Here is a 22812-nt window from a genome sequence, read left to right as displayed (position 1 = left end):
CCGGATTATTCGAGGCACCAGGGCATACGCCCGTCTTCCACGAATAGTTTCAACTCCGCGAGAAGAGCAAAAATGCACAAGCACCCCCAAACTCCCCGGATGCTGCGGTGGCGTCCCGCTGCCGCAGCACTGGCGGCAGCTGTTGCGGCCTCGGCCTTCCTGGCCATCCCGTCAGCACAGGCCAACGAGCCGGCGGATCCGCCGGCAGCCGAGCAGATGCCAGCCCCGACCCCGGGCTTCCCCCTGCCCACCAAGCACAGCCAGCAGGCCCACGACCCGGCGTCGGACTTCACGTCCAAGTGGACCCGCGCGGATGCCAAGCAGATCATGGCGCAGAGCGACTCCACGGTCGCTCCCGGTGAAAACTCCATGAGCCCGGATGTCACCATGCCGGAAATCCCCGAGGATTTCCCCACCATGAATGACGACGTCTGGGTCTGGGACACCTGGTCCCTCACGGACGAAAACGCGAACCAGATCAGCTACAAGGGCTGGGACGTCATCTTCTCCCTCGTGGCCGACCGCCACGCCGGGTACGGCTTCGACCAGCGCCACTGGAACGCCCGGATCGGTTACTTCTTCCGCAAGACCAACGCCGATCCGGCCAAGGACAAGTGGAACTACGGCGGCCACGTCTTCGCCGACGGTGCCTCAATCGGCAACACTGAGTGGTCCGGCTCCACCCGCCTGATGCAGGGCAACCAGGTCAACGTGTTCTACACGGCCACCACCTTCTACGACGTGGCTGAGCGGAATGCGGGCGGCGGTGGAATCGCCCCGGATGCGGCCATTGCCAAGGCACTGGGCAAGATCCATGCAGATGAGAACGGCGTCACCTTCGACGGCTTCGAGCACACCAAGCTGCTGGAACCCGAGGGCAAGATGTACCAGACGAAGGAACAGAACCCGGGCTTCGCCTTCCGCGATCCGTACACCTTCGCTGACCCGGCGCACCCCGGCAAGACCTTTATGGTCTTCGAAGGCAACACCGGCGGCACCCGTGGCGAGTACCGCTGCGAGGAGGAGGACCTCGGCTACCAGCCAGGTGACCCGCACGCTGAGAACCTGAATGAAGTGAACAGCTCCGGAGCCTACTACCAGACCGCCAACGTGGGCCTGGCCGTAGCGGACAACAAGGACCTGACAAAATGGTCCTTCCTGCCCCCGATCCTGTCCGCCAACTGCGTCAACGACCAGACTGAGCGCCCGCAGATCTTCATCCAGAACGAAAACGGCAAGAACAAGTACTACCTGTTCACCATCAGCCACCAGTTCACTTACGCGGCAGGCATGCGCGGCCCCGACGGCGTCTACGGCTTCGTGGGCGACGGCGTCCGTTCCGACTACCAGCCGATGAACAACAGCGCCCTGGCCCTGGGTTCCCCGACGGACCTGAACATGCCGGCCAACGCTCCGGAAGGTCCCAACCCGCTCCAGAACGGCCGCCAGTTCCAGGCCTACTCGCACTACGTGCAGCCCGGTGGCCTGGTGCAGTCCTTCATCGACAACGTCAACGGCGTCCGAGGCGGATCCTTGTCGCCGACAGTGAAGATCAACTTCCAGAACGGCATCTCCCAGGTGGACCGCAGCTTCGGCCAGAACGGCCTCGGCCCGTTCGGCTACCTGCCCACCAACCTCCGCGTCGGCGGAGAGGGCCACTACAAGTGACCCGCGCCTAGCGGAAGCTGATCCAAAACCTTCCGCAGATGGAGGCGGGGATGTCCGGCATGGCCGGGCGTCCCCGCCTCCTGCCGTTAAGCCGCAGGCAGGGGATAGGGTTGGGAACAACAGAAGGGGGAGTGCCTGATGGAATACCAGAACCCACAACCCGATGCGGGCGTCCAAAACCATAGCGCCGGAAGTTTGGTGCCCGGCCACGGCCGGACCGTCATTTCTGAAACTGCCGTTGCGAAAGTTGCCGGCATCGCCGCCCGTGCTGTCCCGGGGGTCTATTCGCTCGGTTCCGTTCCATCGCGCGCCCTCGGCGCCATCCGGGACGCCGTCGGCAGTTCAGACCACGCGGCCGGAGTGCACGCCGAGGTTGGCGAGACCCAGGTGGCGGTGGACATCAGCCTCGTGGCAACCTACGGCACGCCCCTCCATTCACTGGCTGACCAGGTCCGGTCCTCCGTGTACCGGGCAGTCGAAGACCTGGTCGGGCTGCAGGTCATTGAAGTGAACGTCGAAATCACCGATGTCTATGTGGCTCCGCCTGTGAAATCGTCAGGTCCGGCCACCGCAGAAAGAGAGGCCCTCCTGTGAATCTGACCGTTGTGGGAATCGGTGTGGGCGCTTTCGTGGCGTTTATGTCCTTCCAGTTCGGGCTGTGGGGCTTCCTGGTGTCACTGCTGTTTATGGGTATCGGAGCCCTGCTGGGCCGCGCTGCGGAAGGAAAACTGGACCTGCGCGGCGTCCTGGATGCCATCATCGGCCGGCGCTCCTCGTCATGAGTTCGCCCGCACCGGCCCTTCGAGGCCAGGTATTTGCCGGCCACAACCGCATCAGCACGCAGGCCCTGACCAGCCTGGCGAAGGCCGCCGCAGCAGAAGCACTGGGCGTGCCTGCCCAGGACGTCCGTGCGGACTGGTCCGACGACGACGGTCTGCTGGCGTTGTCCCTCGTGGCGCCCATCAACGTTCCGCCGCTGAAGGCAGTTGCTGCCGACGCCGGTAAGGTGCCAGCCTTCGGCGGGTCCATCTGGGACCGGACCGTCGCCGCGAAGGCACGGATCCTGGCAACTGTGACGGCACTGAGCGGCGCCCGGCTGAGCCGCGTGGATATCCGGATCAGCGGGGTCCGGATCAGTGAAGGCGGGCGGGTGAAATGAGCCAACCGGACAAGCAGCCGGACCAACCGGACAAGCAGAGAATCCTCTACCGGGAGACCCACTCCTCCCGCGCTGTGGTGGCAACGCTCGTAGCAGTGCTCGTTGTGGTCCTGTGCGCTTATGGCCTCCTGGAATCAGCGGTCCACGCGATTGGCCAGCCTGCCTGGCTGATCGAACCGCAGAGGGCGGCGGAACGCATCGTGGCATTGCCTTCCGGAATTTCGCCGTTGCTGCTCGGCGCCCTGGGTGCCGTGCTTGCAATGATCGGCCTGTTTTTCCTTTTGAACGCTGTCCTTCCCGGCCGCCGTGCCCGGCATGTGCTCAATGGCCAGGGGGCTGACTGGAGCAGTCCTGCGGTGGTGGTGGACGATGAAGTCATAGCATCCGCACTGGCCCGCCGTGCCCGGCTCGCCGCCAACGTCACACCGGAACAGGTGATGGTTGTGGTGTCCCGGCGCCAGATCGTGGTGAATGTCCGCCCCACGTCCGGGGTGCCGGTGGATGAGGCGGCAGTCCTTGAGGCCGTGCAGTTCGAACTTGGCGAGATGGCGCTGGTTCCGGTTCCCGAGGTCCGGGTCAACCTGTCCTCGGCAGGGGTGATTGGCGCGTGACGAGCACCCCTGTACTGCTTAACAGGATCCTGGTGGGGATCTTGGGTATCAAGCTGTTCGTTGTTGGCCTCTTCCTGGTCCTGCTGGCCACCGTTCCGGCCGTCGCCTCGTGGTGGCAATCGTGGTCGGCGGACGCCTGGCAGGGAGTAAACCAGGCTTTCAACAACACCCGGTTTCCCGGCCGGCCCGAGAGTTGGCTCTGGATCGTGCTGGTCCTGGTGACCTTGTTGCTAATCGGACTGATGGTGGCCTGGGTGGCCCAGCAGGGCAAAGGACGCACCAATTTGCTGGTTTCAGACGACGACGCCGGAGACGTCGCCGGCGACGTGCGGATTGGGGGAGGGGTGGCCGAGCAGGCGCTCAAACACGCCCTCGCTGAACGGCCGGACCTCGCGGGCGCCACGGTGGCAACCTACGCGGTCAACGGCAGCCCGGCTTTGAAGATCCGGCTCCTCCCGCGCCAGGGAGTCGCCCCGCATCTACTGGCTGCCGAAGTGGCAAGCCTGGTTGAGGCCCTGAACGCGGTGGTTGGCAAACCCACCCCTGTGCTGATTCACATTGGCGCCGGTGCGCGGACGCGGTTCGGCCGGGCCGAACGCGTCCGCTGACACTCAGCGGGTCAGGTAAACGCTGCAGTTCGGCGGGACTTCTGGCACAGAACCTGCCGCTGGCGTTGACGTTGTCAGCGACACCGTGAACCCGGGGGGTACGGGGACTGCGGCTGACCCAAGGTTACAGAGAACCAGCACGTCGCCATTATGGAACGCCAGGACGCCATCCTGTGGCTGGTGGACGTCCGCCCACTGGAAGGACCCGGATCCAAGCCCCTGGGCGGACCGGAACGCCAGCGCCGAACGGTAGAGCTCCAGCGTGGAACCCGCGACGCCGTCCTGCCGGTCTGCGGCCAGCTCCCGGAATGACTCCGGCTGGGGCAGCCACGGTGCTACGGGCATGCGGCGGCCACTGCCGACGTCGGGCGTTGCGTTTGGGGTGCCCCCCAAGCCCGCGGTGAACGCCTCGGCGAAACCGTAACCCGGGTCATCCGCTTTCCACGGAAGCGGCACGCGGCAGCCGTCACGGCCGATCTCCGCGCCTTGAGTGCGGAAGAACGTCGGATCCTGCCGGGCTTCGTCCGGGAGCGTGGTGTGCTCGGGAAGTCCCAGTTCCTCACCCTGGTACAGGTAAACGGAGCCCGGCAGCGCCAACGCGACCAGTGTGGCGGCGCGCGCCCGCTGCAGTCCCAGGGCAGCGTCCGGCTGTTCGTCGCGGGCCCCGATGCCCTTGGGGAAGGTGGTGGGATCTTTGAGCCCGAACCGCGTGGTGTGGCGGACGGTGTCGTGGTTGCTCAGGACCCACGTGGATGGTGCCTCGACGGAAGCCGCGGCCAGGAGCGAGGCTTCAATGGCTTCCGCCATGCGCACGGCGTCCCAGCCGGCCAGGAGGAAATCGAAGTTGAACGCCTGCTGCATTTCGTCCTTGCGGACATACCGGGCCAGCCGTTCAGCGGGTTCCACCCACGCTTCGGCCACCATCATGCGATCGCCGTCGTAGGCGGCCAGCACACGGTTCCAGTCCCGGTAAATGTCGTGCACCCCCTCCTGGTCAAAGAACGGCGACGGCGGGTACACCGGCGATACGGCGCGGTGCGGTTCCTCCGCGTCGGTATGAGCGCCGGGAGCATCGCCGGGCGGGGTATGCCCGGAATCCGGCGCCGGTTCTACCGTGCCTTCCACCATTGCCGCCACGCCGTCCCAATCCGGCAGCCCGGCTTCCTTGACCATGCCGTGGGCAACATCCACACGGAATCCGTCCACGCCCCGGTCCAGCCAAAAGCGCATCACGGAGCGCATTTCCTCCTGGACCTCGGCATTCTCCCAGTTCAGGTCCGGCTGTTTGGTGTCGAAAAGGTGAAGGTACCACTCGCCGGGAGTGCCGTCCGCTTCGTCGATCCTGCTCCAGGCGGGGCCCCCGAAGATGGACCGCCAGTTGTTGGGGGCAAGGTTTCCGTCACCGGAACCAGGCACTTCGTCTTTGCCGGCCCGGAAAATGTAGCGGTTCCGCTCGCGGGAGCCGGGAGGGGAAGCCAAGGCTTCCTGGAACCACACATGTTCGTCCGAAGTGTGGTTCGGCACGAGGTCAACGATGACCTTCAGGCCGAGGTCGTGAGCAATTCGTAACATAGCGTCGAAATCGGCCAGCGTTCCGAAAAGCGGGTCAACCTGCCGGTAGTCAGCCACGTCATATCCGCCGTCCGCCTGCGGTGATTTATAGAACGGCGATAGCCAGACGGCGTCCACTCCGAGCCGTTGCAGGTAGGGCAAACGGGCTGTAATTCCGCGGAGATCACCCATTCCATCGCCATTGCCGTCGGCGAAGGAGCGCGGATAGACCTGATAGACGACGGCGCTTGCCCACCATGACTTTACCCTTGAGGCGGGGGTGGGAACGGGTGAGTGGTGCATTTGGTTCCTCTCAGGTAACTTTTTGATGTAAACGCTTGCATTTCTTCCGGCAACGTTACTAGTGTGATGGTCACCACATCAACCGCACTGCCGACTTACTTGTCACTCAGCGAGGAGCCTCAAGCATGAAAACCCGTAAATTCTTACTCCCGGCAGCAACTGCCGGCATTTTGGCCCTGACGCTCTCCGCCTGCGCCGGCGGTGGCGGCGGGGGCACCACAGGCGGCGGCGGAACCGACGCCGAAGCCAACCTCGACGGTCGCGGCCCCATTACCTACGTACAGGGCAAGGACAACAGCAACGTTGTCCGTCCGCTGATCGAAAAATGGAACGCTGCCCACCCCGACGAGAAGGTCACGTTCAAGGAGCAGACCGACCAGGCCGACCAGCAGCACGATGACCTGGTCCAGCACTACCAGGCCAAGGACCCCAACTACGACGTCGCAAGTGTCGACGTCGTGTGGACCGCGGAATTCGCCGCCAAGGGCTGGCTACAGCCGCTCAAGGACAAGATGGCTGTGGATACGGCCGGCATGCTTGAGCCCACCATCGAAGCTGGTTCCTACAAGGGCACGCTGTATGCTGCCCCGGTTTCTTCTGACGGTGGCATCCTCTACTACCGCAAGGACCTCGTCCCCACGCCGCCTAAGACGTGGGACGAAATGATGGAGATGTGCTCCATCGCCAAGGCCAACAACATCGGCTGCTACTCCGGCCAGTTCAAGCAGTATGAGGGCCTCACGGTCAACGCTTCCGAGGCCATCAACTCCTTTGGTGGCTCAGTCCTGGACAAGGACGGAAAGCCCAGCTTGAACACGGCAGATGCCAAGGCAGGCCTGGAGAACCTGGTCAAGGCTTTCGCGGACGGCAATATCCCGGCTGAAGCCATCACGTACCAGGAAGAGGAAAGCCGCCGTGCATTCCAGGACGGCAACCTGCTCTTCCTGCGCAACTGGCCCTACGTTTACAACCTGGCCACCACTGAAGGCTCCTCCAAGGTCAAGGACGTCCTGGGCATGACTGCCCTGCCGGGCAAGGATGGCCCGGGCGCCTCGTCACTGGGCGGCCACAGCGCTGCCGTCAGCGTGTACTCGAAGAACAAGGCCACTGCCCTGGACTTCGTGAAGTTCCTGGTTGAAGAGGAACAGCAGAAGTTCTTCGCCACGCAGGGTTCGCTGGCTCCGGTGCTTGGCGACCTCTACGAGGACCAGGAGCTTGTGACCAAGCTGCCGTACCTGCCGGTGCTGAAGACGTCCATCGAGAACGCCGTTCCGCGTCCCGTTACGCCGTTCTACCCGGCCGTCACCCAGGCGATCCAGGAAAACTCGTACTCCGCACTCAAGGGTGAGAAGTCCGTAGAGCAGGCTCTCTCCGATATGCAGAAGTCCATCGAGTCCGCCGGCGCAGGATCGTAGCTTAGCCATGGCAACCGAATTGGGCCCGACGCCGGCAACAAAGCCGGCGTCGGGCGGGACCCCGGTCCACCACGCGCCGAAGGGTGTGGGGGAGGACAATAAGATACTGAGCCAGGGCAAATGGGCCTCCTGGTTGCTCGCCCCCACCATCATTGCGCTGGGCATCGTTATCATTTACCCGATCATCAGCGCCGTCGTTATGTCCTTCCAGAAGGACGCCGGCCTTGACCCGGCCACCGGCCTTTTTACCGCCGGCGGCCCGGCCGGCATCCAGAACTACGTGAACTGGCTCGGCCAGCAGTGTGCCGCCCCCGGCGGCGGCACAGTTGCTTGCCCTCCCGGCACCCTGGGCGGCCAGTTCTGGAACGCTACAGCCACCACCTTCCTCTTCACTGTCATCACGGTGACGTTCGAGACCATCCTGGGCTTCTGGATGGCCATGATCATGGCCCGCACCTTCAAGGGACGCAGCCTGGTCCGGGCCGCCGTGTTGGTCCCGTGGGCCATCCCCACGGCCGTCACGGCTCAGCTGTGGCTCTTCATCTTCGATTTCCAAGGCATTGCCAACAAGCTGTTCAACGTCAGCATTCTCTGGACAGGCAGTGAATGGCCAGCCAAGTGGGCGGTCATCATCGCCGATACGTGGAAGACCACGCCGTTCATGGCGCTGCTCATCCTGGCTGGCCTGCAGATGATTCCGGCTGAGGTTTACGAAGCCGCGAAGGTGGATGGTGCCACGGCATGGCAGCGGTTCAGGATGATTACCCTACCGCTGGTCAAGCCGGCGCTGATGGTGGCAATCCTGTTCCGCACGCTGGATGCACTGCGTATGTTCGACCTTCCGTACATCCTGACGCAGGGTGCAAACAACACCACCACGTTGTCCATCCTGGTGATCAACCAGGTCAGGCAAGGGTTCAACGCGGCGGCAGCACTGTCCACCATTACGTTCATCATCATCTTCTTGGTCGCTTTCATCTTCGTCCGCTTCCTTGGAGCGAACGTTGTGGAGCAAAGCGGCGCCACAGGTAAGGGAAAGAAATGACCACGTCAACAGCGGCCACGGACCTGCGCGCGCGCCAGGATAAGGGGCGAAAGACGGCCCAGAACCGCGAGAAATGGGCACAGGGCCGTACGTACATCAGTGCCGCGGTCATCCTGATCTGGTGCCTCGCGCCTGCCTACTGGATGGTGGTGGTGGCATTCCGCGAGGTGGGCTTCACCTACGACACCTCGATCCTGCCCACGCACGTGACGCTGGACAACTTTGTCACGGCGTTCGATACCTCGTTCGGCAACCGCTTCGGCCAGGCACTCCTGAACAGTATTTTCATTGGCGTGGTTGTTACTGCCGTTTCGCTGCTCATTGGTGTGTTCGCCGCGTACGCCTTGGCGCGACTGACCTTCCGGTTCAAGTTCCTGGTGCTGGGCTTCATCCTCGGGGCGTCCATGTTCCCGGGCGTAGCCCTCATCACCCCGCTCTTCCAGCTCTTTACCAACATCGGCTGGATGGGCACGTACCAGGCACTGATCATTCCGAGCATCTCGTTCGTGCTGCCGCTGACCGTCTACACACTGACGTCCTTCTTCCGCGAAATGCCGTGGGAGTTGGAAGAATCAGCACGTGTGGACGGGTGCACGCAGGGGCAGGCTTTCCGCAAGGTCATCATGCCCTTGGCGGCCCCGGCGATCTTCACTACGGCCATCCTGGCGTTCATCTCCTCCTGGAATGAATTCCTGATTGCCAGTCAGCTCTCCAGCGATGCCACGCAGCCCGTGACCGTCGCGATCGCGAGCTTCGCCGGCGCCCAGCCGAACCAGATTCCGTATACGGCCATCATGGCTGCCGGCACCATCGTCACCATTCCCTTGGTGATCCTGGTGTTGGTCTTCCAGCGCAAGATCGTTGCCGGCCTGACGGCAGGTGCAGTCAAGTGACGGAAGGCGTTTCCCGCCCCGGCAAGTCCAAAGGGGCGGGAAACGAACGCCGGCTGGCACGCTCCGGCGAGGATTTTGACATCATCATCGGATTCCTGGGTTTCTGGGCTGTGGTCCTGGTAGTGGTCACGGTCTGGATGGAGGTGACCGGACAACCCGCACTGTGGTGGGCACTTGGCCTGCTGGCCACACTCCTGGCGATCTACGGAATGCTGCGGCTCCGCAGGAAGCTGCCGGACCGGAGGTAACGCCCCACTGTGATTCCGCGGCCGGCTGTCCCTTTTGCGCAGGTAACACTGCGAAGCAGGGCGGCGGTCAAAATACTATGGCGTGGGGGTATCGCACTAGAGCAGGGGCGTACTCCTGCAGGGAGTACATGAGGGGACACCGTGGCACGCACATCTGAAAGGTCCCAACGGGGCGGCCACAGTGGCGTCAGCATTGAGGATGTGGCAGCCGCAGCGGGAGTGTCTACAGCCACCGTCTCCAGGGCGGTGCGTGGACTGCCGCGGGTGTCACCCGCCACCCGCGAGAAGATCCTCGAGGTGGCCGGCGAACTCGGCTACGTGGCCTCATCTTCGGCATCCGGGCTCGCCACCGGACGCACCAAGACCATCGGGGTGCTGGCGCCCTTCGTGAGCAGGTGGTTCTTCTCCAAGGCCATTGAGGGCGCCGACCGGGAACTCCACGCCCGCAATTACAACCTCTCCCTCTTCAACCTGGGCGGCCACGGCAGCAATCGGGAGCGGCTTTTCAGCAAGACCATGGTCTACAAGCAGATCGATGCGCTGCTGGTGCTGTGTATGGCCCTCACCCATGAAGAACTGGACCATTTGCAAAAAATCGACATCCCGTTGGTGGTGGTGGGCGGCCACGTTGAGGAATGCGCCTATATCGGCATTGATGACTACGCCGCCGCCTCCACTGCCGTCCGGCACCTGATCGACCTGGGGCACCGTGACATTGCCCTGGTCCATGGCGACGACGAAACCGACCTGAACTTCGACGTTCCCCGGGTCCGCATCCTGGCTTTCAAGGACGTAATGCAGGGCGCCGGCCTGCCCACCCGCCCCGAATGGGATGAATGGGGGGACTTTACCGTCCGCAGCGGCCAGGAGGCTTTCCGCCGGCTGTGGGCCCGTCCCGGGGACAAACCCACTGCCATCTTCTGCGCCTCGGACGAAATGGCCATGGGTGTCATCTTCGAGGCGGCCCGGCTGGGGGTCCGCGTTCCTGAAGAGCTCTCCGTCGTGGGAATCGATAACCACGATTTCGCCGACGCAATGGGCCTGACCACGGTGGGCCAGCGCCCGGACGAGCAGGCTGAGCTTGCCACTAAGATGCTGCTGGATGAACTCGACGGCGTGACGGGGGCAGTGCGCTCCGCGGTGGCACCCCATGAACTCATCATCCGGAGAACCACGGCGCCGCCGCGGGACTAAGAAGCCCTGGCCAGCTGCCTGATGGGGATCCACCGCGACGCCAGCCGACGGTAAGCTGCCGCTGCGCCGGTCATGTCACCCTCGGCGAGGCACTCGATTCCCAGCCTGATATCCATCGGTGACTCGTCCGGATACACCTTGTCCGCCACGGCCCCATAATCCAGCTCCACCATGGAATTGACGTGAAACAGCTCAAGCCACTCCGTGAGCTGGGCGAGATCGTCCAGCATGTCCAGGTCCGGGGCCGCCAAGGCAAGGTTGGCCACAGCGTAGCGTGCCCGTTCCATGGCGTCGGTGATGGGGGCCCAGACGCGGACGGTGAGGATCCGCCCGCCGGACTCCACGACGTCCTTGCGGTCACCTTCCATAAACAGCGAGAACCAGCTGAACGGAATGCCCCAGGTTGAAGCGCGGGTATGGACCCGGATGGATCCGTCGCGGGCCTTGACGAGGTCGATGCGTTCCTGGTGCTTGTCCCGCTGTTCTTCCGGAATCAGCATTTCAGCGAGGGGGCCGTGGATGCCTTCCATCAGGGCGTTGGCTGCCAGGCCGGCCCGCAGCACCAGCTGGCTGGGGCAGTAGAGCAGCACGGGGTCCGCACCCGCACTTGACTGAGCGCCAGCTCCGCCGTCGGACGTTCCCGTTGCCGGGGCATCTTCGGGCAATGCCGGCGGCGGCACGCCGGGAGCTGTGGTGACCCGGACCAGGTCGGTGCGACCAGTGGGGAAAGGATCGCCGCCGGCCCGGGTGATCCGGCCAAGGGACGCGAGCAGCTCGGCGTTTTCCACCGCTGCGCGGGAGGCGGTGCGGGCGCCAGCCGCCCGGATGGCCTCGCGCTGGTCCTCGGGAAAGGCGTCCAGGGGTTCGTAGACGCGCAGGGTGGAGGAAAAGGGCAGGCCAGCCTGGCCACGGTAGAGGTTTCCGGTCATCGTTTCCCCCTTTCGGCGGTCCATGGCTGCAGCATCAGTCTGCCAGATCCACCAGCACGGGTGCGTGGTCCGAGGCGCCCTTGCCTTTACGTTCCTCGCGGTCGATCGAAGCGCCGGTCACCCTCGCGGCCAGTGCCGGGGAGGCCAGGATGAAGTCGATCCGCATGCCCTCCTTTTTGGGGAAACGCAGCTGGGTGTAGTCCCAGTACGTGTAGACGCCGGGACCGGGGGTGTAGGGGCGTACGACGTCGGTGAAGCCCGCCTCTTCAAAGGCATGGAAGGCCGCGCGCTCCGGCGGGCTGACATGGGTATACCTGTTGTTCACGAAGAGGTCGATGTCCCAGACGTCGTCGTCAAAGGGTGCGATGTTCCAGTCACCCATCAGGGCAACCTGTGCGTGGGGGTCGGCGGTGACGAGGCCCTGCGCGTGGGTCTTCAGGCTTTCGAGCCACTTGAGCTTGTACGGCATGTGCTCGTCGTCGAGCGACCGGCCGTTGGGGATATACAGGCTCCAAACCCGAACGCCGCCGCACGTGGCAGCCATGGCACGGGCCTCCTGGACGGGATCCTTTCCGGCCTTGCCGAATGCAGGCTGGTCCAGGAATGTCCGTTCCACGTCTTCGAGGCCAACCCGGGAGGCGATGGCCACGCCGTTCCACTGGTTCACGCCGAAGTGGGCCACCTCGTAGCCCATCCTCTCGAAAAGTTCCCACGGGAAGTTCTCGTCCTTGCACTTGGTTTCCTGGATGGCCAGGACATCGCAGTCAGTGCGCTGCAGCCACGCCTCCACGCGGTCGGCGCGGGCACGGAGAGAATTCACATTCCAGGTAGCAATCTTCACAGTCCTAACTTACCGAACTTGGGCGCCCGGCATAGCCCACGACGGCGGAGCGGTGCTGGCTATGCCGGGTCGGCTGCAAACTGCAAAGACGGGGCACTAGGGCGCGGACACGCCGTCGCCTTGCTCCTGGGTGGGCCACGTGCACGGCAAAGTGCCCCGCGACGGCGGTGCCACAGCGAATGACAGCGGGGCCGCGCGGCCTCCGGGCTTGCTCTGGAATTTAGTAGGAAGTCCGAGTATATTCGCTTGCAGAGATGACCTGGATCACAATGCGAAGGAGCATTCAGCCATGGTGCGCGAACTTTCCCATTACGTAGCCGGCCGTAGGATCGGAGGGACATCCGGCCGTTACAGCGACGTCTTTGATCCCTGCCAGGGCACAGTCCAGGCCCGCGTGCCACTGGCCAGCCGGGAGGAAGTGCAGAACGCGGTTGCCGCCGCAGAGAAGGCCCAGCCCGAATGGGGCGCCATGAACCCGCAGCGACGCGGCCGGATCCTGCTGAAGTTCGTGGACCTGGTGAACCAGAACCTGGACGAGCTCGCCACCCTGCTCTCCTCCGAGCACGGCAAGACCCTCGCCGACTCCAAGGGCGACATCCAGCGTGGCATCGAAGTGGTGGAGTTCGCGGCCGGTGCCCCGCACCTGATGAAGGGCGAATTTTCCGAGGCTGGCGGAGACATCGACGTCCACTCGCTTCGTCAGCCCCTGGGCGTCGTCGCGGGCATCACGCCCTTCAACTTCCCGGCCATGATTCCGCTGTGGAAGTCCGGACCGGCCCTCGCCGCCGGAAACGCCTTTATCCTCAAACCCTCCGAACGGGACCCCTCAGTGCCCCTGCGCCTGGCCGAACTGTATTCCGAAGCGGGCGTCCCGGACGGCGTGTTCAACGTCATCAACGGAGACAAGGAAGCCGTTGACGCCCTCCTTGAAGATCCACGGGTCAAAGCCATCGGCTTTGTGGGCTCCACACCCATCGCCCAGTACATCTACGCCACCGCCGCCGCCCGCGGGAAACGCGCCCAATGCTTCGGCGGGGCCAAGAACCACATGGTGATCATGCCGGACGCCGATCTGGACATGGCCGCCGACGCCCTGATCGGAGCCGGCTACGGCTCGGCCGGCGAACGCTGCATGGCCATTTCCGTGGCCGTCCCGGTGGGGGAGGAAACGGCCAACATGTTGGTGGCTAAACTCCAGGACCGCATCAAGGGGCTCAAAGTAGGCCACAGCTTGGCCAAGGACTCGGACTTCGGCCCGGTCGTGGCGCCGAGCGCCAAGGACAGGATTGAGGGCTACATCCGGTCAGGAGTTGAGGAAGGCGCCACCCTGCTGGCGGACGGACGCGGCCTCACCGTGGAAGGCTACGACGACGGGTTCTGGTTGGGCCCGACGCTCTTTGACCACGTCACCAAGGACATGAAGATCTACCAGGAGGAGATCTTCGGGCCGGTCCTGAGCGTGCTCCGCGCCACCGACTACGACGAAGCACTGCGCCTGTGCAGCGAGCACGAATTCGGCAACGGCGTGGCCATCTTTACCCGCGACGGTGATGCCGCGCGGGACTTCGCCAGCCGCGTGGAAGTGGGCATGGTGGGCATCAACGTCCCCATCCCGGTCCCGATCGCGTACTACACCTTCGGCGGCTGGAAGGCCTCCGGCTTCGGCGACCTCAACCAGCACGGCGCCGATGCCTTCCGTTTCTACACCAAGACCAAGACCGTCACCACGCGCTGGCCTTCCGGGATCCGCCAGGGCGCCAGCTTCGTGATGCCGGAAGGAAGCTGATGGCCGGTTTGCCAGGAGCGGAGCAGGGATCCGGTCACGAGGTCCTGTTCGAGAGGCGCGGCCATCTGGGCGTGGTCACCCTCAACCGCCCCAAGGCAGTCAACGCGCTGAACGCCGGCATGGTGGCCGCCATGCTGGATCAGCTCACCGCCTGGGCGGCCGACGACGGTGTGGCCGCCATCCTGGTGCAGGGCGCCGGGGAGCGGGGCCTCTGTGCCGGAGGCGACATCGTCGCCATCTACCGGGACATCCTCGCCGGAGGCACACAGACCGCCGCCTTTTGGCAGGACGAGTACCGCCTGAACTCCCTTATTGCCGGCTACCCGAAGCCCTATGTGGCCTTCATGGACGGGCTGGTGCTCGGTGGCGGTGTGGGGATCTCGGCCCACGGCTCCCTCCGCGTGGTCACCGAGCGGACCCGGACCGGCATGCCCGAGACCACCATTGGATTTGTGCCCGACGTCGGCGGGACGTGGCTGCTGGCGGAGTCACCGGGGGAAGGGGGTACCCATGCCGCGCTGACAGGCGCGCACCTCAGCGGCGCGGATGCCCTGTTTTTGGGCCTGGCGGACCATTATGTCCCCTCGGAGAACCTTTCCGGACTGGCGGTGGCGCTTGAAAGCGAAACCGCGGAAGCCGCCGTCGTGCGGTTCAGCCAGCCGGCCCCGCCCTCGGAACTGGAGGCACAGCGCAGCTGGATCGACCCCTGCTACGCCAGCAACGACGCAGAGGAGATCCTTCGCCGGCTCCGTACCCTGGGCGCGGATACCGGGGGAGAAGCGGCCGCGGCCACCATTGAGGCGAAGTCGCCCACTGCCGTGAAGGTGACTTTGGAGTCCCTCCGCAGGGCCAATGGATTGACGTTGGATGAAGCACTGGCACAGGAATACCGGGTGGGTCTCAGATGCCTCGCCGGTCCTGACTTCCGCGAGGGGATCCGGGCGCAGGTGGTGGATAAGGACCGCACCCCGCGCTGGAAGCCCGCCACGCTCGCGGAGGTGCGTGCGGCCGACGTCGAACGATTCTTTGCGCCCCTGGGCGACCTTGAGCTCAACCTTCAGCCAAAGGAGACCGACCATGTCTGAGAACCCCACCGTCGCCTTCCTGGGCCTGGGCCATATGGGCGGGCCAATGGCCGTGAACCTGGTCAAGGCCGGCTACGGCGTGGCCGGCTACGATGTGGTGCCCGCAGCGCTGGAGGCTGCGGCAGCCCATGGCGTCCCCACTGTGCCCGGCCCTTTGGACGCAGTGGCCGGAGCCGACGTCGTCCTGACCATGTTCCCCAGTGGCCAGCATGTCCTGGACGCCTACCGCGGGGTGGACGGACGGCCCGGACTGCTGGTGGCAGCCAAGCCGGGGACCCTGTTCCTGGACTGCTCCACCATTAACGTGGACGAGGCGCGGGAAGCCGCCTCGCTCGCCGTCGCCGCCGGCCACCGCTCGGTGGACGCCCCTGTCTCCGGCGGCGTGGTAGGCGCCGAGGCGGGCACGCTGACGTTCATGGTGGGCGGCGAAGCGGAAGACTTCGAAGCCGTGCGGCCGCTACTTGAGGTTATGGGCAAACGCGTGGTCCACTGTGGCGGACACGGCGGCGGCCAGGCCGCGAAAATCTGCAACAACCTCATCCTCGGGGTCTCCATGATCGCGGTGAGCGAGGCCTTTGTCCTGGGCGAGAAGCTGGGACTCACGCACCAGGCTCTGTTCGACGTCGCCTCCGCGGCGTCAGGACAGTGCTGGGCGCTGACCACCAACTGCCCGGTTCCCGGTCCGGTCCCCACGAGCCCCGCCAACCGCGATTACCAGCCAGGCTTCGCCGGGGCACTGATGGCGAAGGACCTCAAACTTGCACTGAATGCCTTGCAAAGCACGGGCGTGGCGGCCCGGCTGGGTCCACTCGCCTCGGAAATCTACGATACGTTTGCCGCTGAAGGCGGAGCAGGCCGGGACTTCTCCGGGATCATCACGGACATCCGCGACAAGTCCCAGGGAACCCCAAACGACGGGAGTCAGGCATGACGGAATACACGAACATCCTGGTGGAACAGCGGGGCCGCGTAGGCCTGGTCACGCTTAACAGGCCGGAGGCCCTCAACGCCCTGGACAAAGCCACCATGGAGGAGCTCGTGGCAGCAGCCACCGCCATGGACGCAGACCCCGGCATTGGAGCGGTGGTGATCACCGGCTCCGGCAAGGCCTTTGCCGCCGGCGCCGATATCAAGGAAATGGCCGCCCAAGGTTACATGGAGATGTTCGCCGCCGACTGGTTCCGCGGCTGGGAGGACTTCACGCGGCTGCGCATCCCCACTATTGCCGCAGTCTCCGGCTTTGCGCTGGGTGGCGGGTGCGAACTGGCCATGATGTGCGATCTCATCATTGCCGGTGACAACGCCAAGTTCGGCCAGCCGGAAATTAACCTCGGCGTACTGCCGGGCATGGGCGGCTCCCAACGCCTCACCCGCGCCGTGGGCAAGGCGAAGGCCATGGACATGATCCTGACCGGACGCTTCATCGGCGCGGAGGAGGCTGAACGCTGCGGACTCGTCTCACGCGTGGTTCCCGCCGAGAACGTAGTGGAGGAGGCCCTGAAAGCTGCCGAAGTCATTGCGTCCAAATCCAAGCCGGTGGCCATGCTGGCGAAGGAAGCGGTAAACGCCGCCTTTGAAACCGGCCTGGCCCAAGGTGTCCTGTTCGAACGCCGGATCTTCCACTCGCTGTTCGCCAGCGAGGACCAAAAAGAAGGCATGGCCGCCTTTACGGAGAAGCGCCAGCCCGACTTCAGCCACCGCTGACGGGCAGTTACGGAGCCACCGACAGGCATTCACGGTACGCGGCGACGTCGGCCGTCAGTTCCTCCGCCATGAGGTGGTTGTTGATCACGACGGCGGTCCATGCCCCTGCCGCCGCGGACGCCAGGACCTGGGCGCGCATGTCCGTCACGTTGCCCGCAGCCCACACGCCCGGGACGGCGGTGGCGCCGTCGGCGTCGGTCTCGAGGTAGTCGCCCACCCCCATCGGATGCGGTATCGCTGCCAGGCCCAGGCCGACAAAAGCGTTCAACCTTGCCCGGACCTGGGGTCCAACCACCACTGCGTCAACTCCGACCTCGGGCCCGCCGGCCAGGGCCACACCGCGTAGCTTGTCCTGCTCTATCCGAAGTGATTCGACGGCGCCGGCCACTACTTTGATGCCCCTGGCCGCCAGTTGCTCCAGCTCGTCCCCGGTTGGCTCGGTGAGGTCGTTCAGGAAAAGGGTGATGTTGCCGCTCCACTGCCGAAACAGCAGGGCCTGGTGGACGGACCACGGTCCGTTGCCCAGGATGCCGATGGCTTGGTCCTGCACCTCCCAGCCGTGGCAGAAGGGGCAGTGCAGCACATCCCTTCCCCAGCGCTCGCGGAGCCCGGGAATCTCCGGAAGTTCGTCCACCAGGCCGGTGGTAATCAGGAGGCGCCGGCCGCGGATCACCCTGCCATCGGCCAAGGTCACGTCGAAACCGTCTTCAGTGCTGCCTGCTGCCGCCACGGCTTGGTCCTGGAAGATGCGGACGCCGTAGTGCTCGGCTTCGGCACGTCCGATCTTCAGGAGTTCGGCCGGGCTGGCGCCGTCGCGGGACAAGAACCCGTGGACACCCTGGGCAGGGGCGTTACGCGGTTCACCGCCGTCGACCACAGCAACTGAGCGGCGTGAGCGGCCCAGCATCTGTGCGGCACTCAGGCCCGCCGCCCCGCCACCGATGATCAGGACGTCGTAGGCAGTGTCATTTTCTGTGCTCATGCCTCAATGCTCTGCGGTGGGCGAAAGAACTGGCAAGGGAATTTGCCGGAATGGCAAACTGGAGGCATGGAAGACCAATTGGACGATGTCCTTGCGGCCGTGGGTCCGCGGCTCAGGGCGCTCCGCCTCAGCAGCAACACCACGCTGGCAGTGCTCGCCGAAGCCACCGGGATTTCGGTCAGTACGCTGTCCAGGCTGGAATCAGGGCAGCGCCGCCCCAACCTTGAGCTGCTCCTGCCGCTGGCCAAAGCGCATCGTGTGCCGCTGGATGAGTTGGTGGGTGCTCCGGCCACCGGGGATCCGCGGCTGCACCTGCGCCCGATCGTCCGCCGGGGCATGACTATTATTCCGCTGACGAGGCGGCCCGGCGGTATCCAGGCCTACAAGCACATCCTGCCGGTCGGCCAGACGGAGGCGCCGAATCCCCAGGTCCACGAGGGGTACGAATGGTTGTATGTGCTCAACGGCAGGCTCAGGATGGTACTGGGCGGCCAGGACCTCGTGATGGAACCTGGCGAAGCAGCTGAATTCGATACCCGTGTTCCGCACTGGTTTGGCAGGGCGGATACGGGGGCGGTGGAGTTCCTCAGCCTTTTCGGAACCCAGGGGGAGCGCATGCACGTGAGGGCCCGGCCCGGTTCCTCCTAGACTCGTAGGAGGCGGGGATCCCCGCTTGGACAGATGGCTGCGCAGTGGAATGGGGAATTGGCATGTGGGGAACGGGCGTCGCTGACTCTGGCTCGACGGACAACCTGGGCGGCCTCGTGGGGTTCGCGGCGCGGGGGATCGAAACCCTTGGCGAATGGGGAGTGGGGCTCTTCACGCTCGCCGAAACAGTCCTTCCGCCCATTCCCAGTGAGGTCATCCTCCCGCTGGCCGGGTACCTTGCCAAACTGGGGTCCCTCAACCTGGTCCTTGTGTTCATCACCAGCACGCTGGGTGCCTACCTGGGTGCGCTTCTGCTGTACTGGCTCGGAGCCAAGCTGGGTCTTGAGCGGTCCATCCGGGGCCTGTCGAAGCTCCCGCTCGTGGACCGGGAGGATTTCGAGAACGCAGCGGTGTGGTTCCGCCGGCACGGCAGGTCGTCGATCTTCTTCGGCCGGCTGCTCCCAGGAATACGGAGCCTCATTTCCCTGCCAGCCGGAGCCTCCAACATGCGCCTGGCCACATTCAGCCTCTACACGCTTGCCGGGACCGGGCTGTGGAACGGTGCCCTGATAGGATTCGGCTGCGCGCTGGGCACGCAGTACCAGGTGATCGAGCAGTATTCGCGCTTCCTCAACTACGCCGTGTACGCCACGCTGGGCCTGACGGCGGCGTGGCTGGTGACCAGGAGCGTCCGGCGCAGCAAGGCTGCCAAACGCTAGGGCCCGTCAGTCCGTGAAATCCCCGGCGTTCCGACGGAAGCTGCCCAGGATCCGGATGAGCTGGTCCAGGTCCTCCTGGGCGAATCCCGACTGGCCGAACACTTCGGTGTTGAGCACCGCCGTCGCGCTTTTTGCCACGGTGCGGCCTTCCGCGGTGAGCTCGATCAGTGTGGTCCTGCCGTCGGTGGGATGCGGCGAGCGGGCTACCAGCCCGGCGCTTTCAAGGCGGTCGACGGCGTTGGTCACCGAGGTGGGATGGACCTGGAGCAAGGCGCTTGCCTTGTTCATGGGCAGCGCCCCGCTGCGGGCGAAGCTCAGCAGGGCCAACAATTCATAGCGTGCAAAGGTCAGTCCGAACGGTTTCAGGGCGCCTTCGATCCGGGCCAGCAGGATCTGCTGGGTCCGCATGATGGCCGTGATGGCTGCCATGGGCGCGGCGACATCGGCCCAGCCGTGTTCCTCCCAGTTGCGCTGGGCATCGGCGATGGGATCGCGCGGCAACGGGGCGATCATCCTTCAGCCTTTCGCCGGATGCGGTGACCGGCGTCGGAATGGCAGGCCAGCGCGTGCTGCGTGGAAGTCGACGGTGACTGTCATGGCGGCCCTTTCGTCAAGTGATGCGCATCACGGATATTCAACTCTGTGCAATATACTAGGACATCCAAGGGTTCGGAAGAGCGAAGGGACGTTAGCCCGTGCCGCCACAACGACGTGATGAAGGCGTTTTGGCCGCCCCGGTGGCGGCATCCACGGCCAAGCTGCCATTTCCGGACGCGGACCTGATGTACATCGTGGACCTGCTCCCCGAGACGGAGAAGGAACGCTACCTGGAAATGAGGGAGTTCCTCCAGGGCTCGGTGCGGCAGGCTTCCATCGAGTATTGGAACCGTGAGGAATTCCCGTTTGGCCTCCTTGCGCAGATGGGCAAGCGGGGCCTGGGCGGGCTGCAGACGGACGGCAGTTCCAAGCTGTTCAAGGGCCTGATGTATGTCGAAGTGGCCCGGGCAGATGTTTCCCTGTCGGCGCTCGTGGGCATCCACAACGAGCTCATCGTGGGGATGATCCACGAACTCGGCTCCGAGGAACAGAAGGACCGCTGGCTTCCGGGTCTGACGTCCTTTTCCCAGCTCGGGGCCTTTGCCCTGACCGAGCCGGATCACGGCTCGGACATTGCCGGCGGCCTGGCGACTTCTGCACGCCTGGAGGGTGACGAATGGGTCATTAACGGCGCGAAACGCTGGATTGGGGCGGGAACCATTGCCGACTTCGCGCTGGTCTGGGCCCGCGACGACGCCGACGGGCAGATCAAGGGCTTCATCGTGGAGACGGACCGGCCCGGGTACTCGGCCACCAAGATCTCCAATAAAATCGGGCTGCGGATCATGCAGAATGCTGACATCGTCCTGGAGAACGTGCGCATTCCGCAGTCCAACCTGTTGCCGGGCGCCACCGATTTCTCGAAAGCCAACGACCTCCTGCGGGATTCACGAGCCTGGGTGGGCTGGCAAGGTGCCGGCATCCAGTTGGCGACCTTCGACGTCGCCCGTTCCTACTCGCTGGCTCGGAAGCAGTTTGGCAAGGAACTGGCACGCTTCCAGCTGATCCAGCAACAACTGGCCGAAATCCTGGGCAACGCCTCCGCTGCGCTGGCCCTGATGGCACAGCTGGCCCGGATCCAGGAGGACGGCAAACTGGAAATGGTGCAGGCCGCCATGGCCAAGTCCACCTGTACCCGGCTGGCGCGCGCGTCGGTGGCCATGGGCCGCTCCATCCTGGGCGGCAACGGGATCAGCACGGATTTCGAGATGGGAAAGCTCTTCGGCGACGCTGAAATCCTCTATACCTACGAGGGCAGCTACGAAATCAACTCGCTGATTGTGGGCCGCGGTGTAACAGGAATGTCAGCCTTCGTTTAGCTGCACACGCGAAAACTCCCCCGTCAGTGCCCGAAAGCACCGAGGGGGAGTTCTCTTCAGACGTTACAGCGGGCGGATGTTCTCTGCCTGCGGGCCCTTGGGACCCTGGGTCACATCGAATTCGACTTTCTGGTTCTCATCCAGGGAGCGGTAGCCGCTGCTGGCAATTGCCGAGTAGTGCGCGAAAACGTCAGCGGATCCGTCATCCGGAGCGATGAAGCCAAAGCCTTTTTCGGCGTTGAACCATTTAACTGTGCCTGTTGCCATTGCTATTGCTACTTCCTTTGTAACCCTTTTCTGGTCCTGCTCCAACGGCAGGCAGAGACGGAGATTATCCCCCGCTGTTTCCAACCTAGGGGGCGGAGGGTGGGCGTGCAATAGCTGGAGTCATCAACTATTCAAGCTGTAACCTGCCGGAAACGGACGTTAAGGTCTCAGCAGCACCTTGATGGCCCGGCGTTCATCCATCGCTTTGTACGCTTCGGCCGCGTCCTCAAGCGGCATTTCGACGTCGAACACCCGGCCGGGGTTGATGCGTCCGGCCAGTACGTCCTCGAGCAATTCGGGGATATAGGTCCGCGCGGGCGCCATGCCGCCGGACACTGTGATGTTCTTGTCGAAGAGGTAGCGCAGCGGAATCTCGGCGCCGCCCGTGGGCACTCCCACAAAGCCCAAGGCGCCGCCGGGCCGGACCGAGTGCAGCGCCTGTTCCATGGATTCCTTGGTCCCCACACACTCAAGGACAGAGTCCGCGAGCACACCGCCCAGCAGGTCACGGACCATCGCCACGCCGTCATCCCCGCGTTCTTCCACTATGTCCGTGGCGCCGAATTCGAGGGCGAGGGCCTGCCGGTCCGCATGGCGGGACATGGCGATGATCCGCTCGGCGCCCAGCCGCCTGGCAGCCAGCACGCCACAAAGTCCCACGGCGCCGTCGCCCACCACCACAACGGTCCGGCCGGGGGAGACCTGGGCGGAGAGCGCTGCGTGGTGGCCCGTGGCCATCACGTCGGACAGGGTGAGCAGGTTCTTCCGGAGGGCGTCGTCAGGCTCTCCTGCCAGCGGCACTTTGACCAGGGTGGATTCGGCCAGGGGCACCCGGACGGCCTCGCCCTGGCCGCCGTCGATCTTTACTCCGGAGTCGTCCCGGCCACCCCAACCTGCCAGCCGGGCGCAGGCAACGGTCACGCCGTTGAGGCACTGAGGGCATTCACCGCAGCTGACCACAAACGGGGCGATGACAAAATCGCCTGCCTTCAGCGCTGTGACGTCGGCGCCGGTGTTCTCCACCACGCCGATGAACTCGTGGCCTATGGCCGAAGGACGGCGCGTGGGCTTGACGCCGCGGTAGGGCCACAGGTCCGAGCCGCAGACGCACGACGCCACCACTTTGACCACCACATCCGTGGGCAGTTGGACCGTTGGATAGTCTCGGTCTTCCACCCTGATATCACCGGGGCCGTGGATGATGGTGGCGCGCATGACTGCTCCTGTCGGGCATGGACAA

The 22812-nt window shown here is 64.6% G+C and carries 25 protein-coding genes; 18 read left to right on the top strand and 7 right to left on the bottom strand.

The window, feature by feature from the left end; all coding sequences use genetic code 11:
* The first annotated feature begins 72 nt into the window (after positions 1 to 72).
* The 6 genes from ACFC25_RS07880 (at position 73) to ACFC25_RS07855 (ending at position 4046) form a co-directional block, all read left to right on the top strand.
* Positions 73 to 1668, top strand: coding sequence for a glycoside hydrolase family 68 protein (locus ACFC25_RS07880; RefSeq protein WP_337347043.1), 1596 nt, complete (start codon positions 73 to 75; stop codon positions 1666 to 1668).
* 138 nt (positions 1669 to 1806) lie between these two features.
* Positions 1807 to 2262 (top strand): Asp23/Gls24 family envelope stress response protein, encoded by a 456-nt coding sequence (locus tag ACFC25_RS07875; protein ID WP_337347042.1) that lies wholly within the window; start codon positions 1807 to 1809, stop codon positions 2260 to 2262.
* Positions 2259 to 2450 carry a hypothetical protein gene (locus tag ACFC25_RS07870; protein WP_337347041.1) on the top strand — a complete coding sequence of 64 codons (192 nt, stop codon included), beginning with the start codon at positions 2259 to 2261 and terminating at the stop codon, positions 2448 to 2450. Before ACFC25_RS07875 ends, ACFC25_RS07870 begins: the two co-directional genes overlap by 4 nt.
* A complete protein-coding gene (locus ACFC25_RS07865) occupies positions 2447 to 2827 on the top strand; it encodes a hypothetical protein (RefSeq protein WP_337347040.1) in 381 nt (126 codons plus the stop codon). The genes ACFC25_RS07870 and ACFC25_RS07865 overlap by 4 nt, the downstream gene beginning before the upstream one ends.
* Positions 2824 to 3438: a DUF6286 domain-containing protein gene (locus ACFC25_RS07860; RefSeq protein WP_376044687.1), complete on the top strand. Its 615-nt coding sequence runs from the start codon at positions 2824 to 2826 to the stop codon at positions 3436 to 3438. The genes ACFC25_RS07865 and ACFC25_RS07860 overlap by 4 nt, the downstream gene beginning before the upstream one ends.
* Positions 3435 to 4046 (top strand): hypothetical protein, encoded by a 612-nt coding sequence (locus tag ACFC25_RS07855; protein ID WP_337347038.1) that lies wholly within the window; start codon positions 3435 to 3437, stop codon positions 4044 to 4046. The genes ACFC25_RS07860 and ACFC25_RS07855 overlap by 4 nt, the downstream gene beginning before the upstream one ends.
* Before the next feature lie 3 nt (positions 4047 to 4049).
* On the opposite strand, the gene ACFC25_RS07850 is transcribed toward ACFC25_RS07855, so the two are convergent.
* Entirely contained in the window at positions 4050 to 5900 is a 1851-nt protein-coding gene (locus tag ACFC25_RS07850; protein WP_376044686.1) for a glycoside hydrolase family 13 protein, read from the bottom strand.
* A gap of 125 nt (positions 5901 to 6025) precedes the next feature.
* Between ACFC25_RS07850 and ACFC25_RS07845 the strand changes: the two genes are divergently transcribed.
* The 5 genes from ACFC25_RS07845 to ACFC25_RS07825 all read left to right on the top strand — a co-directional run bounded on the left by ACFC25_RS07845 (position 6026) and on the right by ACFC25_RS07825 (position 10695).
* A complete protein-coding gene (locus ACFC25_RS07845; protein WP_337347036.1) occupies positions 6026 to 7315 on the top strand; it encodes an ABC transporter substrate-binding protein in 1290 nt (429 codons plus the stop codon).
* Between the two features lie 7 nt (positions 7316 to 7322).
* Positions 7323 to 8360, top strand: a complete 1038-nt coding sequence (locus ACFC25_RS07840; RefSeq protein WP_337347035.1) for a sugar ABC transporter permease — start codon at positions 7323 to 7325, stop codon at positions 8358 to 8360.
* Positions 8357 to 9253: a carbohydrate ABC transporter permease gene (locus ACFC25_RS07835; protein ID WP_337347034.1), complete on the top strand. Its 897-nt coding sequence runs from the start codon at positions 8357 to 8359 to the stop codon at positions 9251 to 9253. Before ACFC25_RS07840 ends, ACFC25_RS07835 begins: the two co-directional genes overlap by 4 nt.
* Positions 9250 to 9501: a hypothetical protein gene (locus ACFC25_RS07830; protein WP_337347033.1), complete on the top strand. Its 252-nt coding sequence runs from the start codon at positions 9250 to 9252 to the stop codon at positions 9499 to 9501. The genes ACFC25_RS07835 and ACFC25_RS07830 overlap by 4 nt, the downstream gene beginning before the upstream one ends.
* Before the next feature lie 141 nt (positions 9502 to 9642).
* Positions 9643 to 10695, top strand: a complete 1053-nt coding sequence (locus ACFC25_RS07825; protein WP_337347032.1) for a LacI family DNA-binding transcriptional regulator — start codon at positions 9643 to 9645, stop codon at positions 10693 to 10695.
* On the opposite strand, the gene ACFC25_RS07820 is transcribed toward ACFC25_RS07825, so the two are convergent.
* Together ACFC25_RS07820 and ACFC25_RS07815 are read right to left on the bottom strand one after the other, a co-directional pair.
* Positions 10692 to 11624, bottom strand: a complete 933-nt coding sequence (locus ACFC25_RS07820) for a hypothetical protein (RefSeq protein ID WP_337347124.1) — start codon at positions 11622 to 11624, stop codon at positions 10692 to 10694. The genes ACFC25_RS07825 and ACFC25_RS07820 overlap by 4 nt on opposite strands.
* A 34-nt stretch (positions 11625 to 11658) precedes the next feature.
* Positions 11659 to 12465, bottom strand: coding sequence for an exodeoxyribonuclease III (locus ACFC25_RS07815; protein ID WP_337347031.1), 807 nt, complete (start codon positions 12463 to 12465; stop codon positions 11659 to 11661).
* A gap of 289 nt (positions 12466 to 12754) precedes the next feature.
* Between ACFC25_RS07815 and ACFC25_RS07810 the strand changes: the two genes are divergently transcribed.
* The 4 genes from ACFC25_RS07810 to ACFC25_RS07795 are packed head-to-tail and all read left to right on the top strand — an operon-like array spanning position 12755 to position 17040.
* Entirely contained in the window at positions 12755 to 14251 is a 1497-nt protein-coding gene (locus ACFC25_RS07810) for a CoA-acylating methylmalonate-semialdehyde dehydrogenase (protein ID WP_376044685.1), read from the top strand.
* Positions 14251 to 15336 carry an enoyl-CoA hydratase/isomerase family protein gene (locus ACFC25_RS07805; protein ID WP_376044684.1) on the top strand — a complete coding sequence of 362 codons (1086 nt, stop codon included), beginning with the start codon at positions 14251 to 14253 and terminating at the stop codon, positions 15334 to 15336. Before ACFC25_RS07810 ends, ACFC25_RS07805 begins: the two co-directional genes overlap by 1 nt.
* A complete protein-coding gene (gene mmsB / locus ACFC25_RS07800) occupies positions 15329 to 16267 on the top strand; it encodes a 3-hydroxyisobutyrate dehydrogenase (protein WP_337347028.1) in 939 nt (312 codons plus the stop codon). The genes ACFC25_RS07805 and mmsB overlap by 8 nt, the downstream gene beginning before the upstream one ends.
* Entirely contained in the window at positions 16264 to 17040 is a 777-nt protein-coding gene (locus tag ACFC25_RS07795; protein WP_376044683.1) for an enoyl-CoA hydratase, read from the top strand. The genes mmsB and ACFC25_RS07795 overlap by 4 nt, the downstream gene beginning before the upstream one ends.
* Positions 17041 to 17047: 7 nt before the next feature.
* On the opposite strand, the gene ACFC25_RS07790 is transcribed toward ACFC25_RS07795, so the two are convergent.
* Positions 17048 to 18022: an NAD(P)/FAD-dependent oxidoreductase gene (locus ACFC25_RS07790; RefSeq protein WP_376044682.1), complete on the bottom strand. Its 975-nt coding sequence runs from the start codon at positions 18020 to 18022 to the stop codon at positions 17048 to 17050.
* A gap of 66 nt (positions 18023 to 18088) precedes the next feature.
* Between ACFC25_RS07790 and ACFC25_RS07785 the strand changes: the two genes are divergently transcribed.
* Together ACFC25_RS07785 and ACFC25_RS07780 are read left to right on the top strand one after the other, a co-directional pair.
* A complete protein-coding gene (locus ACFC25_RS07785; RefSeq protein ID WP_376044681.1) occupies positions 18089 to 18670 on the top strand; it encodes a helix-turn-helix domain-containing protein in 582 nt (193 codons plus the stop codon).
* A 62-nt stretch (positions 18671 to 18732) separates the two neighbouring features.
* Positions 18733 to 19389 (top strand): DedA family protein, encoded by a 657-nt coding sequence (locus ACFC25_RS07780; RefSeq protein WP_376044734.1) that lies wholly within the window; start codon positions 18733 to 18735, stop codon positions 19387 to 19389.
* 6 nt (positions 19390 to 19395) lie between these two features.
* Here ACFC25_RS07780 and ACFC25_RS07775 read toward each other — a convergent pair whose 3' ends face one another.
* Entirely contained in the window at positions 19396 to 19902 is a 507-nt protein-coding gene (locus ACFC25_RS07775) for a MarR family transcriptional regulator (RefSeq protein ID WP_337347024.1), read from the bottom strand.
* Between the two features lie 269 nt (positions 19903 to 20171).
* Between ACFC25_RS07775 and ACFC25_RS07770 the strand changes: the two genes are divergently transcribed.
* A complete protein-coding gene (locus tag ACFC25_RS07770; protein ID WP_376044733.1) occupies positions 20172 to 21305 on the top strand; it encodes an acyl-CoA dehydrogenase family protein in 1134 nt (377 codons plus the stop codon).
* Positions 21306 to 21368: 63 nt separating this feature from the next.
* On the opposite strand, the gene ACFC25_RS07765 is transcribed toward ACFC25_RS07770, so the two are convergent.
* Both ACFC25_RS07765 and ACFC25_RS07760 read right to left on the bottom strand, forming a co-directional pair.
* Positions 21369 to 21572, bottom strand: coding sequence for a cold-shock protein (locus tag ACFC25_RS07765; RefSeq protein WP_013599688.1), 204 nt, complete (start codon positions 21570 to 21572; stop codon positions 21369 to 21371).
* Between the two features lie 159 nt (positions 21573 to 21731).
* Positions 21732 to 22787, bottom strand: coding sequence for a zinc-dependent alcohol dehydrogenase family protein (locus tag ACFC25_RS07760; RefSeq protein ID WP_376044680.1), 1056 nt, complete (start codon positions 22785 to 22787; stop codon positions 21732 to 21734).
* Between the last annotated feature and the right edge of the window lie 25 nt (positions 22788 to 22812).

This window comes from Pseudarthrobacter sp. NPDC055928 (assembly GCF_042270935.1).
Lineage (GTDB): Bacteria > Actinomycetota > Actinomycetes > Actinomycetales > Micrococcaceae > Arthrobacter.
The sequence above is the reverse complement of the archived record's forward strand: the minus strand, read 5'-3'. Positions and strand labels throughout refer to the sequence as shown.